Origin of the sequence: Clostridium sp. UBA5712, assembly GCF_002419845.1 — a bacterium.
Lineage (GTDB): Bacteria > Bacillota > Clostridia > Clostridiales > Clostridiaceae > Clostridium_J > Clostridium_J sulfidigenes.
On sequence record NZ_DIGW01000014.1, the window covers coordinates 198,215 to 212,925 of the forward strand.

Sequence of the window (14,711 nt, forward strand, 5' to 3'; positions counted from 1 at the left end):
GAGTGTAAAAGGATGAAAAGAAGAGTATGTTGTTTCCTATTAATATTTTTATTTATTATAGTGAGTATTCCTATGAAAAACGTAGATGCAGCTCCAATAAGAGTAGATGCAGTATCTGCCATAGCTATAGATTCAGCTACTGGAACTATTTTATTTGATCAAAATGCCCATAAAGTTATACCTATGGCAAGTACAACAAAGATAATAACTGCTCTGGTTACTTTACAGTATGGAGATATAGATAGAGTTGTGGAAATATCTAAAAATGCAGCATCTATAAGAGGCTCTAAAGTAGGATATAAGGCTGGAGATAAGGTAACCATAAGAGAACTTTTATATGGTCTTATGCTCAAGTCAGGTAACGACTGTGCCATTGCTATTGCTGAAGGAACTAGTGGGACTGTAGAAAAGTTCTGTGAAGTCATGAATGAATTTGCAGTATCAATAGGTTTGTTAGATAGTCATTTTGAATCACCTCATGGTCTAGATAGTAACTCCCATTACTCTTCAGCCTATGATTTAGCTATAGCAACTAAAAAAGCTAAGGAGATTGAAGAATTTAATAAAATTGTGTCTACTAAATTAATCTCGGGAGAAGAAGGAATAGAATTTACAAAACAATTTAATAATATAAATAAACTTTTATATTCAGAGCCTAATTGTACTGGAGTTAAGACTGGATATACAGGACAGGCTGGAAAATGTCTTGTTAGTTCCTTTAAACTAGATAAAAATGAAATAATTGTAGTAACATTAAATTGTGTTCCAAGATGGAAAGAAAGTCAGAGAATTTATGAATATGTAAAAGATAATTATGAATATAAAAAAGTTATAGAAGCTGGTGAAGTTATAGGAGATATAAAAGTTAAAGGAAAAGACAAGGGAATACCATTAGTTGCTGAAGAAGATTTAATTTTTCCTGTTAGAAATGAAGAAAAAATAGTCAAAGATATTGTTCTACCTAATTATGAGTTAACTACACCAATTAGAACTACAGATGATATAGGAATGCTTACCATAACCAATGAATTAAACTCTAAATACGCAATAACCCTTCATCTCAAAGAAGATATTGAAAAAATTGGAATATGGGATTACATTAAATACATGATTAATAAAGATGAATAGAATAAATAATATAAACCAAGGTAAAAACCTTGGTTTTTTTCATGGAAATAGTAGCAAATAACTTATTGTGAAATATTCTGATAATATAGTAATTTTGGAGGCACAGGTAATGGGCTATGAACCATATAACTGTATAGATTGTGGAAGTGAATACTGTCCATGTCATTTAGCTGAGTCAGGAAATTGCATTCTTTGTTCTCACTTAGATGGCAAAGACTTTTGTGATTGCGTAAATTGGAATGGAGTATGTATATATCAGGAATTTATGCAAAACAATTTTAAGGCAAAGGAAGGAAGGAAACATCAAAGATTTCAAATTATAGATAAAGAACTAATAAATGAAAAGCTTATGATATTAAAGATTAAAGTTACTCAAAAACTAGCTAGCGAATTAGTTGGTCCTGGTTCCTTTGTATTTATTAGAAAAGAGGATTGTGAACAAGCCTTTGATACCCCAATTTGTGTAATGGATAGTGATACGGGAAATGATGTTATTACCTTGGCTATTGAATTAAAGGGACTTAAAACAAAGATACTTAAAGATGTAAATATCAATGAATATGTTTTAATTAAAGGTCCTTTTTGGAATGGAATTTTAGGACTTAATTCAGTGAATACCATTAAAAGAAATCATTGTGTTTTAGTATGTAGAGGTATAGGTCAAGCACCTATGGTACCTGTTATGGAGAAATTATACAATAATGAAAATACAATTACAGTAATTATTGATGAAGGAACTTTAGATACAATATTTATAGAAAAGGAATTGAAAAAATTTGCTACAGAAATAATTAAAACCAATACACTGCTTATGGGTGGAATTCTTGATTGTAAGTGTAGAAAGATTTTAGAAGGAATTTTAACTAAGGGTAATGTTGCTTTAGTGCATTGTGACAGTGCAGATGTGCTTAGTCATCAAATCATGAAAATAGTAGAAGCTTACGATAAGAATATTGAATTTTCTTGTTCCAATAATGCAAAAATGTGTTGTGGGGAAGGGGTTTGTGGTTGCTGTACAATTATGAATGATGATGAAAAATTGAGAAGACTGTGTAAGATGCAAACCAGTCCTAAATATATATTTGAAGGGAGAAGATTGTATTGAAGATAGTTATAATAGGGGGAGGCTGGTCTGGTTGTGCAGCTGCAATTTCTGCACGTAAAGCCGGAGCTGAAGTTGAAATATTTGAAAAAACAGATTTATTACTAGGACTTGGAAATGTTGGCGGAATTATGAGGAATAATGGAAGGTATACTGCAGCAGAGGAGCTTATAGCTCTAGGAGCTGGAGATTTAATCAACATAACTGATGCTAATACACTCCACAAAAATATAGATTTTCCAGGACATGAACATGCATGGCTTTACAATGTAAATAGAATAGAGCCAGCGGTAAGAAGACACATTGAAAAAATGGGAATAAAAGTTAGATTTGTAAGCCGTGTAGTAGATGTAAATATGGAAGGGATTAATATAAAGGGAATTTATCTTAGTAATGGTGAATATATAGAAGCAGATGCCTTTGTAGAAACTACTGGTTCTACAGGACCTATGGGAAATTGCTTACGCTATGGAAATGGTTGTTCTATGTGTATTTTAAGATGCCCAGCCTTTGGACCAAGAGTAAGTATTAGTTATAGAGCAGGTATAGAAGATATAAAAGGTGAAAGACAGGAAGATGTATTTGGTGCTTTCAGTGGATCATGCAAGTTGGAGAAGGATAGCTTATCAGAGAAAATAGTAAAACAGTTAGATGAAACAGGAGTAGTAGTATTAAAGGTTCCACCAGAAGATATAAATACGGATAAGTTAAAGCAAAAGGTTTGTCAACAATATGCACTAAAGGAATTTGCGGAAAATATAGTACTTTTAGATACTGGTCATGCTAAGTTAATGACTTCTTATTATCCCTTAGATAAACTTAGAAAAATTGAAGGTCTTGAAGAGGCAAAATTTGTAGATCCATATGCAGGTGGTAAAGGAAACTCCATTAGATATTTATCAGTTGCACCAAGAAGTAATCAGATGAAAGTTGTAGGACTTGATAATTTATTCTGTGCTGGAGAAAAAAGTGGGCTTTTTGTAGGACATACAGAAGCTATAACAACTGGTTCATTAGCAGGACATAATGCTGTTAGAAATGAGCTTGGAATGCCACTTTTAACCCTTCCAAGAAATTTAGCTACTGGAGACATTATAGCTTATGCTAATGAAAAGGTTCAAACTACAGAAGGTAGAAGAAATAGATATACCTTTGCAGGAGCCGAGTACTTTAAGAGAATGAAGGATAATGAACTTTATATTTTAGAGTCAGAAGAAATTCAAAAAAAGGTGAGGAAGTTGGAGTTAGATAATATTTTTAATCAAAAATTAGTATAGAATACATCAAATTTAGAATATAAATCTATTTAACAGTAACCATCAAGATATATGATTTAGTATATCCTGATGGTTTTATTGATGAATTTTCAATAATTTATTTATATAAAAATTTATGTTTTAAAAATTTTATATCTATATTTTCGCATTTAGCAATAGTGTTTATAGATAAACCTTCGTAATTAAGTATTATTGACTTATCAATCAACAGCTCAGCTGCAAATTGATCAGCTTGCATTTCATATTTACCTTTAACTTGAGTAGTTTTACTTTCTAAAAAAGTATATTTAGATTACTATGCAATATAGCGTGGCCAAGTTCATGAGCACAAGTAAATAACATATCGATTTCACTTAATCTAATATTTAAGTGAATTATTTTATTTTTTGGAGCATATTGATAAAATCCATGAATAGATCCTAAATCTTCGTACATAACATTTATTCCAAGAGCATCACATAATTCTCGAGGATCATTAGTTTTATATTTTTTTACTAAGTTATTTACTAAATTTGAAATTTCCAAAATTATATTCCCCCACAAAAACATCATCAAATTTTACGAAATAAAGTTTGAAATTATTTTTTATATTTTTTAGGGGTATATTTTATCTTATTCATTTTCTTAGCATACTCAATTCCATTTTGAATAGCAGATTTTAATAATTCCCAGTCTTCATCATTAATAGGATTACCGGAAAGCATAAGTCCTTCTTGATTTTCTAAAGACTCCAAGGTACTGTTAAAAATTTTCTCAATATCTTTTTTATCTTTGGGATTTAATTCTAAATCATCAAAAGTTGATTTTTTAGGTGATGATATATCACTTCTACCAAGTAAGTAGTCTACAGATACGGAAAAAAAATCGGCAATTCTTTGAAGCAATTCATTTTCTGGTATTGCTTTATCATTCTCATATTTAGAAATTGAGCTATTATCTATTAAAAGAATATCTGCTAATGATTTTTGTGTTAATCCATGTTTTTTTCGAAGTTCTTTTAACCTAATACCCAGTGTATTCATATATTTACACCTCCTATAATTATATTATAACCATATTTGAAGTAAAATCAATATAAGTTGAAATAAAATCAAAAAAAATTCAATATGACTTGACAATTTGAATTTAATTCAATAAAATCAAAATATGAATATTGAATTAAATTCAAATATGGGGGTTGTATAAGAAATGAAGTATATTTAGAGAAATAACTCAATAATAGTAAATCACGTTATAATTAGAGTGCAGGCTGAAATATGTCTTTAACAAATGAAATATTATATTGAATTTAAATCAATATAATATTTCAACAACAAATAATAAAAATTGAATTAAATTCAAGGGGGATCGGTATGAATATGAATAAAAAAATTGAAACTATGCTTTATAACTTTAATCAAACGAAAGCAGAAATTAAAAATATAAAACTAGATATAGAGTTATTAGAAAATGAATATGATGACGGAATTGGTGTAAATTACGTGGAGAAGACAGGAAAAACTAATAAAATTACTTCAACAGTGGAAAACATGATAATAAGAAAAGAGGCTCAAATTAACAGATTAAATTATGCTATAAAAGTTAAAGAAGCTGAAATAAAAAAGATTGAAAATGCTCTAGAAATTCTTACAGATAGAGAAAGAAGTATTATTGAAATGAGATATTTTCAGAAGGAAAGTAATAGAAATATTTCAGCAAAGCTTTATATTACAGAAGAATATGTATCAGCAATAAAGTCAAAAGCTATTAAATCTCTTGCAAATATATTCTTTATAAATTCTTTATAAATTCCTTTTAAACTCTCTTTATATAATCGGGTTAAAGCGGTGCTAGAATAATATCATCGCAGTGGTGATAAGTTATTAAAAGTTGAGTCTTAAGATAATAAATTAGTTTTAAATTTTAAAATAAGAATAATAAAGTTTAGATTACTAATTTATCACTATGAGTTATGGTTAAAAAGTTTTATTAACAAATAAGAAATGGAGCTAAAGGAAAGGGGTGATAACAATGCGGTGACTTTCATATTAAGATTTATAAATTCTTTGAAATACATTAGGATAATTCAAAAAGAAAGAATAGCCTCTAATTTAAAGTAAATAAAAATATATATTTAAATTTTATTAGCTAAATAGGATCTAGATAAACCATTTCAATTTTAAAAACTAGTAACCAAAGTCTTAAACTGTGACAATGATTTTAATAAATAGCTAATAGATATTAAAAATATATAAATCAGTAGAGGAGGTAGAAATGAATATAGTAGAAAGTATCAAAGAATATATAGGAACCTGTCCTTATCTAGCAAATATTAATGATGGTATTAATATTAATTACTTAGGTGAAAATACAGTATCCTATATGATAGAAGAACTTCCTAGAGAACAAATTTTAAAAAAGTATATTGATGGAACTAGTCTTAGACAATACTGTTTCATGTTTGTCAGTAGGGAAGTATGCGGACAAGATGTAGTACAAAATATAGCTAATAGTAAATTCTATGAAAACTTTGCTAAGTGGCTAGAACTTCAATCAGAGCTTAATAATCTACCAGTACTAGATAGGGGGAGAGTGGCACAAAAAATAGAAGCATTAACAAGTGGTTATGTTTTCGAAAAAAATCTAGATAAAGCACAATATAAAATAGAATGTAGATTGGTATATTACCAAGAAGGAGGAAAAAATAATGAGTAGAGAATCAATACAAAGACATCAAATAGCAGATTATATAAATATAGGTGGATCAACAGGTGTAGAAAAATATGAATTAATGGGAGCTGGATTTAATACATTAGATGAAAATCCAGCAGCTCAACTTGATACTAAAGTTTATATTAACGATAAATCATCGTCAACTACAATTAAGTCATACCAAACACAATTCCCATTCACATCAGATTTAATTAAAAGTGAAGGGGCAGTAATGGCATTATACAATGTTGGAAGAAATCATCTTACAGGTGCAGATGCACAATTTGACTATGTTAAAGTTGAACTATTTCAACCAATAGAAGGAAGTGAGAATACTTATAAGGCTAGAAAATTTATAGTAAGTTGTGAAGTTGCTGGATTAGCTGGAGCAGGCGGAGAAACTATTGTGGTATCAGGAAACTTAAATGCAGTAGGAGATTTTATAGAAGGTACATTCAATACTGCAACAAAAACATTTACTGCAATTTAGTAGGAGGAATATTTAATGAATATTAATGGAATTGAGCTAGAATTAGATATATTTGATGCCGATGTTGCAGAAAAATATGATAAAGCAATAAAAAAAGTAATGAATATAGAAGAAGAAACAAAGGGTATGTCAATTGGAGAAGGGATAAGAACTCAGTGCAAAGCCATCTTTAAAGTTTTTGATGAACTTTTTGGACAAGGTACTCATGAAAGAGTATTTGGAGATAAAGTTAACTTACTTGAATGTTTAAAGGCTTTTGAGGCTCTAATAACAGGCATAAATGAGAAAAATAAAGAAATTGAACTCATTGCTAATAAGTATTCTTCTAATAGAATTCAAAGACGTTCTAAAAAATAATGAATATTTTAATTGATATTTTACCTCGAAAAGTTGAAATAGATAATAGAGAGTATAAGATTAATTACGATTTTCGTACATCCATTTTGTTTGAGATAATGATTCAGGATGATGAGCTTGATGATAAAGAAAAAATATATAATGCTCTTCTTCTATATTATCCAGTAATACCAGATAATTTAGAAGAAGCAATTAAACAAATTCTTTGGTTTTATAGAGGTGGAAAAGATATTAATGAAGGAAGTAGTGGAGTATCTATGGGCAAGAGTACAAGAGCATATAGTTTTGAATATGACGATGACTATATTTACTCCGCTTTTCTAACCCAATATGGCATAGACCTTCAGGATATAGAAGATTTACATTGGTGGAAATTTAAAGCCATGTTTAGAGCTTTAAAGGAAAACAATGAAATAGTTAAGATTATGGGATATAGATCTATGACTATAAATACCAATATGAGCAAAGAACAAAAGGATTTTTATAGTAATATGAAGAGAATTTATGCTATTCCAATGAGTAAATCTAAAAAACAAAAGGTAACAGAAATTGAAAATGCTCTTATGGAAAATGGAGACTTAAGGGGAATACTTTGATTTTAGTATTCTAACTATAAAAACTAATAAAAAGTGCTTATAAAACTAGGCACTTTTTATTAGTAAAGGTAGGTGATTTGCATAGTAAAAGTAAAATGTCCATTTTGTAATAAATTATTAATTAAAGCTGATTACATCAAAGGAGAAATAAAATGTAGTAGATGTAAGAGGTTAATAAATATAGAAATAAAAAAGCCAGAGCTTAGAGCCACACCATAGAGTAGTGAGCCATAGCCTGCTTTATAAAAGGCAGGTGATATTATGTCAAATACAAGTATAAATGAAGAGATAAATTTAACATTAAAAAGTATATTAGAAAATTTAGAATCACAAGGTGAAGAAGCTAAAGAGAAAAGTACAAAAATCATTTCTAAATTAGTTACTGGAGCAGGAAAAGAAATAATTAAGGCTAACTCCGTTGCTATGGGTAAAATTGGACAAGGGTTAAACAAAGGGTTTTCTAAGATAAATTTCTTTGAGTCTATAGCGAAAACTTTTGAAGAAAAAGTAGGAGGGCTTTCAGAAAAAGTAAGAAGAACTTTTAATACACTAAAAACTGATATTAAGCTTTGTACAATATTAGTAACAGATGTAATGAAAGAAACAAAGTGGTTTAAAATGGCATCTTCAACTATAGATAGTGCTAAAAAGGCTTTTGAAAGAATAGGCTCTGAAGTAGGAATATCAGGAAAAGGAGCTTTTCTAAAGATTGCTACTGGGGTCGGTAAAGAAGGAGCAAGTGCGCTTATAAATATATCATCTAAAGTTGGAAAGGTAGCATCAACGGCTTTTAGTGGTACTATTAAAGCTATTGGAAAAGTTGGATCTTATGGAATAAAGGCTGGAGAACAGTTTGCACAAGGAGTATCTAAAATAGCTGATTTTAGTCAAAATGCAGGGAAAGAAATAGAAGACTTAAATGTATCAGCAGCAACTATGGAAGATGGATTAGGCCGTGAAGTTACTATATTTAAAAGCTCACTTATGAGTCTTGGAAAAGATATGGGTGATAGCATAGATGGCCCATTAAAAGAAATAACAGCTTCAGCAACAGGGATGATTGGACAGCTATCTTCAGCATTCCAAGAAGGTGGATTTGAAGGACTTGCAGGTAGTGTTGGAGATGTATTTACTCAAGCAATTACAGGCATAGCTGACAAGGCTCCTGAATTTATGAATATTGCAGTTTTGATTATAGAATCATTAATAGCTGGATTCCAAGAAAATATGCCGTTAATAGCAGAATCATCAATACAGATAATAATGCAGCTAGCTGAGGGTATTATTACCATATTACCTAGTATATTTGAGCTAGGAATTACTTTAATATCTGAATTGTTATTAGGATTAGTAGAAGCTATTCCACAGTTAATAACTTTAGCACAAGAATCTATTATAAGTATTATGACATTGATAACGGAAAATTTGCCATTAATTATGGAAAGTGGATTTCAAATTGTTTTAGCACTTATAAATGGAATATCTGAAATGTTGCCAGAGTTAATACCGCTAGTAATACAAGCCATAACAACTATTATTACATCTATAGGAGAAAATTTACCACTTATACTTCAGAGTGGTATAGATATTCTTGTGGCACTTATTAATGGAATAGCAGCAATGTTGCCAGAGTTAATTCCAATGGCTGTACAAGCTTTGTTAAATATAGTAGATACCCTCATAGTAAATCTTCCACAAGTTATAGATGCAGCTATTAAAATAATAATGGCTTTAATACAAGGAATAATTGGAGCATTACCACAATTAATTATGGAAATACCAAAGATAATAAATGGAATAGTATTAGCAGTCATAAATAATTTGCCAGCAATTATAAGTGCGGCAATTCAAATAATAATGGCTTTAATACAAGGACTAATTATAGCAATTCCTACGTTAATAGGTAATATACCCACTATAATAGCTGCAATTATAGGAGCTTTTGCTAAAGCTGATTGGAAACAAATTGGTACAAACTGTTTGGAGGGCTTAAAAAATGGTCTTATAGCAGGGGTTAGTGCAGTAGTTGATACAGTAAGAAATGTAGCCAGTAGTATAGCAAATGGATTTAAAGACTTTTTTGGAATCCATTCACCATCTACTCTATTTAGAGATATGATAGGTAAAAACCTTGTTAAAGGTATCGGTTTAGGTATTGATATAGAAACTCCAAATCTTGAAAAAGAAATAGGTGGTAATCTAGAGGATCTAACAAGAAAAATGAGAGCTACAATTGATTTTGAAACTACTAAGGTTTCTGGCAATATGGCAATGAACTCTAGTTATAGAGCTGCTATGGAAACTCCATATTCCATAGTAAATAATAATGATAACGGTGTAAATGAAATTATTAATATATACCAACCAGTAAAATCACCATCTGAAGTTGCAAGAGCAATAAAAATACAAAGAAAGGAGCTTGCATTTGGATAAGTATATAGATATTAAATTAGAATGTAATGGCAAGATTTTAGAGATTGGCAAGGATAAATTATACAAATTAATAAATATAGAAGGAATCTCTAGCTCAGAATATAGTGTAGATATTGTAAATAATGCACAATTTGATGGTGGGACTGTTAAAAGTAAAAGAGTAGAATCAAGACTTATAACTATTACAGCAGAATATCCATCAACAGAAGATACAGAAACTAGAAGACAAAACCTAATTAGATTTTTTAATCCTTATTTAACTGGAAAGTTATATGTAAACTACTCTGGAATTAAGAGGGTAATTAATTATGAGGTAGCAGGATTTAAAGATAGTAGAGAGAATTTATATGATCCACTTAAATTTATTATTAATCTGATATGTCCTAATCCATTTTTTAAAGATGAGAGAGAGTTTAGTAAAAATATGGCTGGTAAAATTAATAGTATTACTGTACCTTTCACTATTCCGGCAAGTGGTATGATTATGTCGGCTAAAGTATTGAGACAAGAGGCTACAATAATTAATAATGGAGATAAAGATACAGGGCTGATTATCTCATTTATAGCAAAGGGTGAGGTGAGCAACCCAAAGATAGAAAACTTAACTACAGGAAAATTTTTAAGGATAGTAGTGGACTTGATGCCTGGTGATATTCTCACAATTAATACGAATAAAGGGAATAAGATGATAGAACTAAATGGGAAAAATATTTCTCAAAAAATGGATCGTTCTAGCTCTTTTATTGACATGCAGGTAGGAGAAAATATATTAAAATATAGTGCTGATAAAGGATATACAAATCTTAATGTTTATCCAAAGTGGACAGCTGAATTCTTTGGGGTGTAGGACATGATAGAACTAATTATACTAAATAACAAATTTCAACCAATAGGATTTATAGATGAGTTCACATCTCTTATATGGACTAGAAGATATTACAATGTTGGGGAGTATGAGTTATATATAGATTCAAAATATTTTCAGTTATTAAGAAAGGGAGGATATATTTATAGTTCTAGCTTCAGAGAAGTTGGAATTATAGAAACTTATTCTTATATAAAGGAAGATAGTCAATGTACTATTAAAGGTAGATTTATAGAGGCTTTACTTAGTTATAGAGTTATAGATAAAATACAAAATCTGAATGGAACAGCTGAAAATATTGTTAGAAATCTTGTAAACAACTTTGCAATTGTTAATAAACCTATAAATAAACTTCAATTAGGTAATGCGAATGGACTAGGTGCAAGTATTGCATTACAAGTTGAATATGAAAATCTATGCGAAAAAATATATGATATTGTAGCTACTCAGGATTTATCTATAAGAGTTAAATACAATTATGAAGAGGATAAAATGTATTTTGAAGTGTGGCAAGGAATAGATAGAACGGAAAATCAAAGTTCAAATTCAATTGTTGTATTTAGTGATGAATATGAGAACATTTCTACGTCTACCTATGAGTGTAATCATAAAGAATATAAAAACTTTGCTTATGTAGTTGGTGAAGGAGAGGAAGGTATTAAAGTAATTATTGCTATAGATTTAACCAATGGTAATGAGCGTAGAGAGATTTTCCTTGAAGTCAGAGATAAACAAGATGAATTGACACTAGAGGAGTATAAAAAAGTATTATATCAAAAGGGAATTGAAAAACTATATGATTATGGAGTTGTTGAAAATGTTAATACGACAGTTAATTCTCTATCTAATCTTAAATATAAAGTAGATTATGATTTAGGTGATTTATGTAGTTATGTGGATAATGAGTTAGATATAGTAGTTAATCAGCGAATTACTGAAATAACTGAAGTATATGAAAATAATAAGCACGATATTTCTATAGTATTTGGTAAAGAAGAAAAAACAATAATGCAAAAATTAAATAGAGAGGTGAAATAAAATGTCAATTATAAGTGGAATATTTCCTAGCGAAATTGTAGATATAGACGAAAGTGGGCTTCCTATTTATGATAGGGCTGTGGATGAAGAATATTTTGCAAAATATCATAGTGAATTTTTAAGTAATGGGGTATATGCCAATCCATCAAATAATTTTCAAGTAATGGTTAATGACTTGATGAAATTGAAAGTAAAGGCAGGTAGCTGTTTTATAAATGGTTATTATGCCTATGATAATTTTGATGGAGAAATAATTCTTGAGCCAGCAAGTTCAGATTTAAATAGAATAGATAGAATTGTAACAAGATTAGATAGGATAAATAGAAAAATATCTATAGAAGTAAAAAAGGGTGCCTATGGAACTGTTTCATATTCAGCACCTAGCCTACAAAGAGATGATGATATATGGGAGTTAGGACTTGCAGATGTATTAGTTAAAAAGGGGATAACTCAAATAGTACAAGCAAATATAACAGACTTGAGACCTATACAAGAATATTGTGGTTATGTATATAATCCAATGCAAAATATAGATACTACGGATTTATTTGCTCAATATGATAATTCCTTTGAAGTATGGTTTCAACATGTTAAAGATCAGTTAAGTACTGATGCAGCTGGAAATTTACAGAAACAGATTGATACACATACTTCGGAATTGGAAGATTTCATGAGTTTCTTTAATAATGGTGGAAGAGTATCAGGTAAGGTAAGTACAAATGGAATTACAGTTAAACAAGATGATGGAAATGCAATAGTACTTTCAACTGGAGTTGATGGAAAATTCAAAATACAAAAATATTTAGCTAATGGTTCTTGGGATTATGATATAATGATGGAAAAAGATGGGTATATAGAAGTGGGAAAAGATTTATATATGGGAAATTACAGTAGGAAAACTAATGGGTACACAAAAATCTCTAATGGAATGATATTACAATGGGGTACTAGCAATTTATTAGCAACAAATTATTCTTCAAATGGAGCTTCATTTAAAACAGGTGTGGGGTATTTTCCTATTGCTTTTCCTAATACGTGTTTAAATGTAGTAGCTGTATCAGGATTTAGAGAATATACGCTATCAATAGCAAATACAGGCAAAACTCAATTTAATGCAGAAGGTTGCTGTGTTGCTAATGGTCCTAGTGATTCCACAAGGCCGTTTCATTGGATAGCGATAGGATATTAAAGGGGGAGGTAATAATATGTTGTATATGGATTTGGATATTGAAAAAAAAAATAATGGATTTTATACAGAAGATATACATGGGATAGAAAAATGTGAAACTATACTAGCACAAGGGGGACTATTAGTAGATGAAGAACTATGGCAGCATCTGTTAGTTGTAGAAGAATGTAAATTTATCGGTACAGTAGAACAAAGAGAATATACTATTTTAGATAAAGATTTATTTGAGAAAATAATACAACCAGTAGATACTAAACCTCAACAACCTTTACTAGAAGAAAGGCTTGCTGCTCTTGAAACGTTAATGATGGGAGTGATATAGATGAATCCTTTTTATAACTTTTTAAAAAATATGTGGATTATGAGAAAAGCTGATGAAGAGTATCTTCAAGCTAGAGTTGGTAAGAATCAAATAACCCAGGAAGAGTATAATGAAATAGTAGCAATGAAACAAGTTCAGGAGCAATAGAAGTATATTGTGAAATGATTTAATAGAAAAGAGATTAGATTTAATTCTAGTCTCTTTTGCTTATAACAAAGTATATAAGTATAGTTAAAAGATAGATATATAAGTGAAAATTATATAAAGATTATATTAGTAGGCATAGGAATTGGAATAACATGGCTATTAGGAACATTAAATATTGTAATAATTCTAATAGATAAGGAATATGAGTTTATCTTACAAAAAGGTATTAGGTGATGTTGTATTTAAAGGTGTTGTTAGAAAATCTGTTATATTTATAGTTAAAGTATTATTGGATGGACTTTTGAATGCTAGTACAAGGATATCTAGAGCTCTTGTATGCTATTTTTATTTAGATAATTAAAGTATTTAATTATTAGAGAATTGCGAGGGGAGGTTACTTATATCACACAAAATAAAAGATGTAGTAGTAAAATATTTAAGTATGAATATATCAGTAATAACGCAGGGCGTGTATAAATTAATTATAGGTATAGGGTTTGTATATAGATAATAGAAATAAGCATAAGAATAAGTTTAAAATTAGGAAGGTGAAATATGAATGATGAATTAATAAAGCATAAGTTAGAAATACATGAGAAAAGAATTAATAATCATAGCGAGCGTATTGATGAACTTGAAAGAGGAAGAGCTGCTACAGATGTTAAGATGGATAACCTCTGCGAAAAGCTTGAGGCACAGACAAAGAGTATAAATTGGTTAATAGGACTTATGGCTACAAGTTTGCTAGGGTTCTTTTTTCATGCAATTCAAACTAATTTATTTAAATAGGAAGGAGAGATAATTATGAATATTATTAATTACATTACAGAAAATGCTTTAATTTTAATACCAGTACTTTATATTATAGGTATGATTTTAAAAGGAATTGAAAGAATAAAAGATAAATATATACCATTAATACTATTACCTATAGGTATAGGTCTAGCTATGGCACTTATGGGCATTAATATAAATGCTATAATTCAAGGTGTTCTAGTAGTAGGTGTTAGTGTTTATACAAATCAACTTATAAAACAAATTAATAAGTAGTTTACAGAATAGAAGCAATCTCACTC

At 29.5% G+C, this 14,711-nt stretch carries 20 protein-coding genes; 17 read left to right on the top strand and 3 right to left on the bottom strand.

All coding sequences use genetic code 11. The features are described 5' to 3' along the window. The first annotated feature begins 12 nt into the window (after nucleotides 1-12). The 3 genes from B3B03_RS11970 to B3B03_RS11980 all read left to right on the top strand — a co-directional run bounded on the left by B3B03_RS11970 (nucleotide 13) and on the right by B3B03_RS11980 (nucleotide 3,507). Nucleotides 13-1,128, top strand: coding sequence for a D-alanyl-D-alanine carboxypeptidase family protein (locus tag B3B03_RS11970; protein ID WP_346847970.1), 1,116 nt, complete (start codon nucleotides 13-15; stop codon nucleotides 1,126-1,128). A 67-nt stretch (nucleotides 1,129-1,195) separates the two neighbouring features. Next, nucleotides 1,196-2,233, top strand: coding sequence for a sulfide/dihydroorotate dehydrogenase-like FAD/NAD-binding protein (locus B3B03_RS11975; protein ID WP_346847971.1), 1,038 nt, complete (start codon nucleotides 1,196-1,198; stop codon nucleotides 2,231-2,233). Further along, entirely contained in the window at nucleotides 2,230-3,507 is a 1,278-nt protein-coding gene (locus B3B03_RS11980) for an FAD-dependent oxidoreductase (RefSeq protein ID WP_346877416.1), read from the top strand. Before B3B03_RS11975 ends, B3B03_RS11980 begins: the two co-directional genes overlap by 4 nt. Before the next feature lie 97 nt (nucleotides 3,508-3,604). Here B3B03_RS11980 and B3B03_RS11985 read toward each other — a convergent pair whose 3' ends face one another. From B3B03_RS11985 to B3B03_RS11995, 3 genes are read right to left on the bottom strand one after another with little or no spacing between them, the layout of a single operon-like run. Beyond that, nucleotides 3,605-3,745 (bottom strand): hypothetical protein, encoded by a 141-nt coding sequence (locus B3B03_RS11985; protein WP_346877417.1) that lies wholly within the window; start codon nucleotides 3,743-3,745, stop codon nucleotides 3,605-3,607. A gap of 35 nt (nucleotides 3,746-3,780) precedes the next feature. Beyond that, nucleotides 3,781-4,032 carry an ImmA/IrrE family metallo-endopeptidase gene (locus B3B03_RS11990; protein WP_346877418.1) on the bottom strand — a complete coding sequence of 84 codons (252 nt, stop codon included), beginning with the start codon at nucleotides 4,030-4,032 and terminating at the stop codon, nucleotides 3,781-3,783. Between the two features lie 53 nt (nucleotides 4,033-4,085). Then, nucleotides 4,086-4,529 (bottom strand): helix-turn-helix domain-containing protein, encoded by a 444-nt coding sequence (locus tag B3B03_RS11995; RefSeq protein WP_346847974.1) that lies wholly within the window; start codon nucleotides 4,527-4,529, stop codon nucleotides 4,086-4,088. Nucleotides 4,530-4,859: 330 nt separating this feature from the next. On the opposite strand from B3B03_RS11995, the gene B3B03_RS12000 reads away from it, so the two are divergent. The 14 genes from B3B03_RS12000 (at nucleotide 4,860) to B3B03_RS12065 (ending at nucleotide 14,685) form a co-directional block, all read left to right on the top strand. Beyond that, nucleotides 4,860-5,294 (top strand): sigma factor-like helix-turn-helix DNA-binding protein, encoded by a 435-nt coding sequence (locus B3B03_RS12000; protein ID WP_346847975.1) that lies wholly within the window; start codon nucleotides 4,860-4,862, stop codon nucleotides 5,292-5,294. 466 nt (nucleotides 5,295-5,760) lie between these two features. Beyond that, the gene (locus B3B03_RS12005) at nucleotides 5,761-6,201 is read left to right on the top strand and encodes a chloramphenicol resistance protein (RefSeq protein ID WP_346877419.1); all 441 of its coding nucleotides are present in this window, start codon (nucleotides 5,761-5,763) and stop codon (nucleotides 6,199-6,201) included. Beyond that, a complete protein-coding gene (locus B3B03_RS12010; protein ID WP_346847977.1) occupies nucleotides 6,194-6,688 on the top strand; it encodes a hypothetical protein in 495 nt (164 codons plus the stop codon). The genes B3B03_RS12005 and B3B03_RS12010 overlap by 8 nt, the downstream gene beginning before the upstream one ends. A 15-nt stretch (nucleotides 6,689-6,703) precedes the next feature. Beyond that, nucleotides 6,704-7,045: a DUF6673 family protein gene (locus B3B03_RS12015; protein WP_346847978.1), complete on the top strand. Its 342-nt coding sequence runs from the start codon at nucleotides 6,704-6,706 to the stop codon at nucleotides 7,043-7,045. Then, nucleotides 7,045-7,641 (top strand): bacteriophage Gp15 family protein, encoded by a 597-nt coding sequence (locus B3B03_RS12020; protein WP_346877420.1) that lies wholly within the window; start codon nucleotides 7,045-7,047, stop codon nucleotides 7,639-7,641. Before B3B03_RS12015 ends, B3B03_RS12020 begins: the two co-directional genes overlap by 1 nt. Before the next feature lie 261 nt (nucleotides 7,642-7,902). Continuing rightward, a complete protein-coding gene (locus B3B03_RS12025) occupies nucleotides 7,903-10,074 on the top strand; it encodes a phage tail protein (protein ID WP_346877421.1) in 2,172 nt (723 codons plus the stop codon). Continuing rightward, on the top strand, nucleotides 10,067-10,921 hold the full coding sequence (locus tag B3B03_RS12030; protein ID WP_346877422.1) for a phage distal tail protein: 855 nt from the start codon (nucleotides 10,067-10,069) through the stop codon (nucleotides 10,919-10,921). The genes B3B03_RS12025 and B3B03_RS12030 overlap by 8 nt, the downstream gene beginning before the upstream one ends. 3 nt (nucleotides 10,922-10,924) lie before the next feature. Next, nucleotides 10,925-11,977, top strand: coding sequence for a siphovirus ReqiPepy6 Gp37-like family protein (locus B3B03_RS12035; protein ID WP_346847982.1), 1,053 nt, complete (start codon nucleotides 10,925-10,927; stop codon nucleotides 11,975-11,977). Between the two features lies 1 nt (nucleotide 11,978). Next, nucleotides 11,979-13,166 carry a gp53-like domain-containing protein gene (locus B3B03_RS12040; protein WP_346877423.1) on the top strand — a complete coding sequence of 396 codons (1,188 nt, stop codon included), beginning with the start codon at nucleotides 11,979-11,981 and terminating at the stop codon, nucleotides 13,164-13,166. Nucleotides 13,167-13,182: 16 nt separating this feature from the next. Then, a complete protein-coding gene (locus B3B03_RS12045) occupies nucleotides 13,183-13,488 on the top strand; it encodes a hypothetical protein (protein WP_346847984.1) in 306 nt (101 codons plus the stop codon). Beyond that, entirely contained in the window at nucleotides 13,489-13,635 is a 147-nt protein-coding gene (locus tag B3B03_RS12050; RefSeq protein WP_346847985.1) for an XkdX family protein, read from the top strand. 202 nt (nucleotides 13,636-13,837) lie between these two features. Further along, nucleotides 13,838-13,996: a hypothetical protein gene (locus B3B03_RS12055; RefSeq protein ID WP_346877424.1), complete on the top strand. Its 159-nt coding sequence runs from the start codon at nucleotides 13,838-13,840 to the stop codon at nucleotides 13,994-13,996. 194 nt (nucleotides 13,997-14,190) lie between these two features. Next, on the top strand, nucleotides 14,191-14,424 hold the full coding sequence (locus tag B3B03_RS12060) for a hemolysin XhlA family protein (protein WP_346877425.1): 234 nt from the start codon (nucleotides 14,191-14,193) through the stop codon (nucleotides 14,422-14,424). Between the two features lie 15 nt (nucleotides 14,425-14,439). Next, entirely contained in the window at nucleotides 14,440-14,685 is a 246-nt protein-coding gene (locus tag B3B03_RS12065; protein WP_346847988.1) for a phage holin family protein, read from the top strand. Nucleotides 14,686-14,711: the final 26 nt, after the last annotated feature.

Excerpts from the sequence above, each read along its gene's own strand:
- B3B03_RS11970 (WP_346847970.1), top strand. The coding sequence starts at position 13 with ATGAAAAGAAGAGTATGTTGTTTCCTATTAATATTTTTATTTATTATA.
- B3B03_RS11985 (WP_346877417.1), bottom strand. The coding sequence starts at position 3,745 with ATGCAAGCTGATCAATTTGCAGCTGAGCTGTTGATTGATAAGTCAATA.
- B3B03_RS11995 (WP_346847974.1), bottom strand. The coding sequence starts at position 4,529 with ATGAATACACTGGGTATTAGGTTAAAAGAACTTCGAAAAAAACATGGA.
- B3B03_RS12000 (WP_346847975.1), top strand. The coding sequence starts at position 4,860 with ATGAATATGAATAAAAAAATTGAAACTATGCTTTATAACTTTAATCAA.
- B3B03_RS12005 (WP_346877419.1), top strand. The coding sequence starts at position 5,761 with ATGAATATAGTAGAAAGTATCAAAGAATATATAGGAACCTGTCCTTAT.
- B3B03_RS12010 (WP_346847977.1), top strand. The coding sequence starts at position 6,194 with ATGAGTAGAGAATCAATACAAAGACATCAAATAGCAGATTATATAAAT.
- B3B03_RS12015 (WP_346847978.1), top strand. The coding sequence starts at position 6,704 with ATGAATATTAATGGAATTGAGCTAGAATTAGATATATTTGATGCCGAT.
- B3B03_RS12020 (WP_346877420.1), top strand. The coding sequence starts at position 7,045 with ATGAATATTTTAATTGATATTTTACCTCGAAAAGTTGAAATAGATAAT.
- B3B03_RS12025 (WP_346877421.1), top strand. The coding sequence starts at position 7,903 with ATGTCAAATACAAGTATAAATGAAGAGATAAATTTAACATTAAAAAGT.
- B3B03_RS12035 (WP_346847982.1), top strand. The coding sequence starts at position 10,925 with ATGATAGAACTAATTATACTAAATAACAAATTTCAACCAATAGGATTT.
- B3B03_RS12040 (WP_346877423.1), top strand. The coding sequence starts at position 11,979 with ATGTCAATTATAAGTGGAATATTTCCTAGCGAAATTGTAGATATAGAC.
- B3B03_RS12045 (WP_346847984.1), top strand. The coding sequence starts at position 13,183 with ATGTTGTATATGGATTTGGATATTGAAAAAAAAAATAATGGATTTTAT.
- B3B03_RS12050 (WP_346847985.1), top strand. The coding sequence starts at position 13,489 with ATGAATCCTTTTTATAACTTTTTAAAAAATATGTGGATTATGAGAAAA.
- B3B03_RS12055 (WP_346877424.1), top strand. The coding sequence starts at position 13,838 with ATGAGTTTATCTTACAAAAAGGTATTAGGTGATGTTGTATTTAAAGGT.
- B3B03_RS12060 (WP_346877425.1), top strand. The coding sequence starts at position 14,191 with ATGAATGATGAATTAATAAAGCATAAGTTAGAAATACATGAGAAAAGA.
- B3B03_RS12065 (WP_346847988.1), top strand. The coding sequence starts at position 14,440 with ATGAATATTATTAATTACATTACAGAAAATGCTTTAATTTTAATACCA.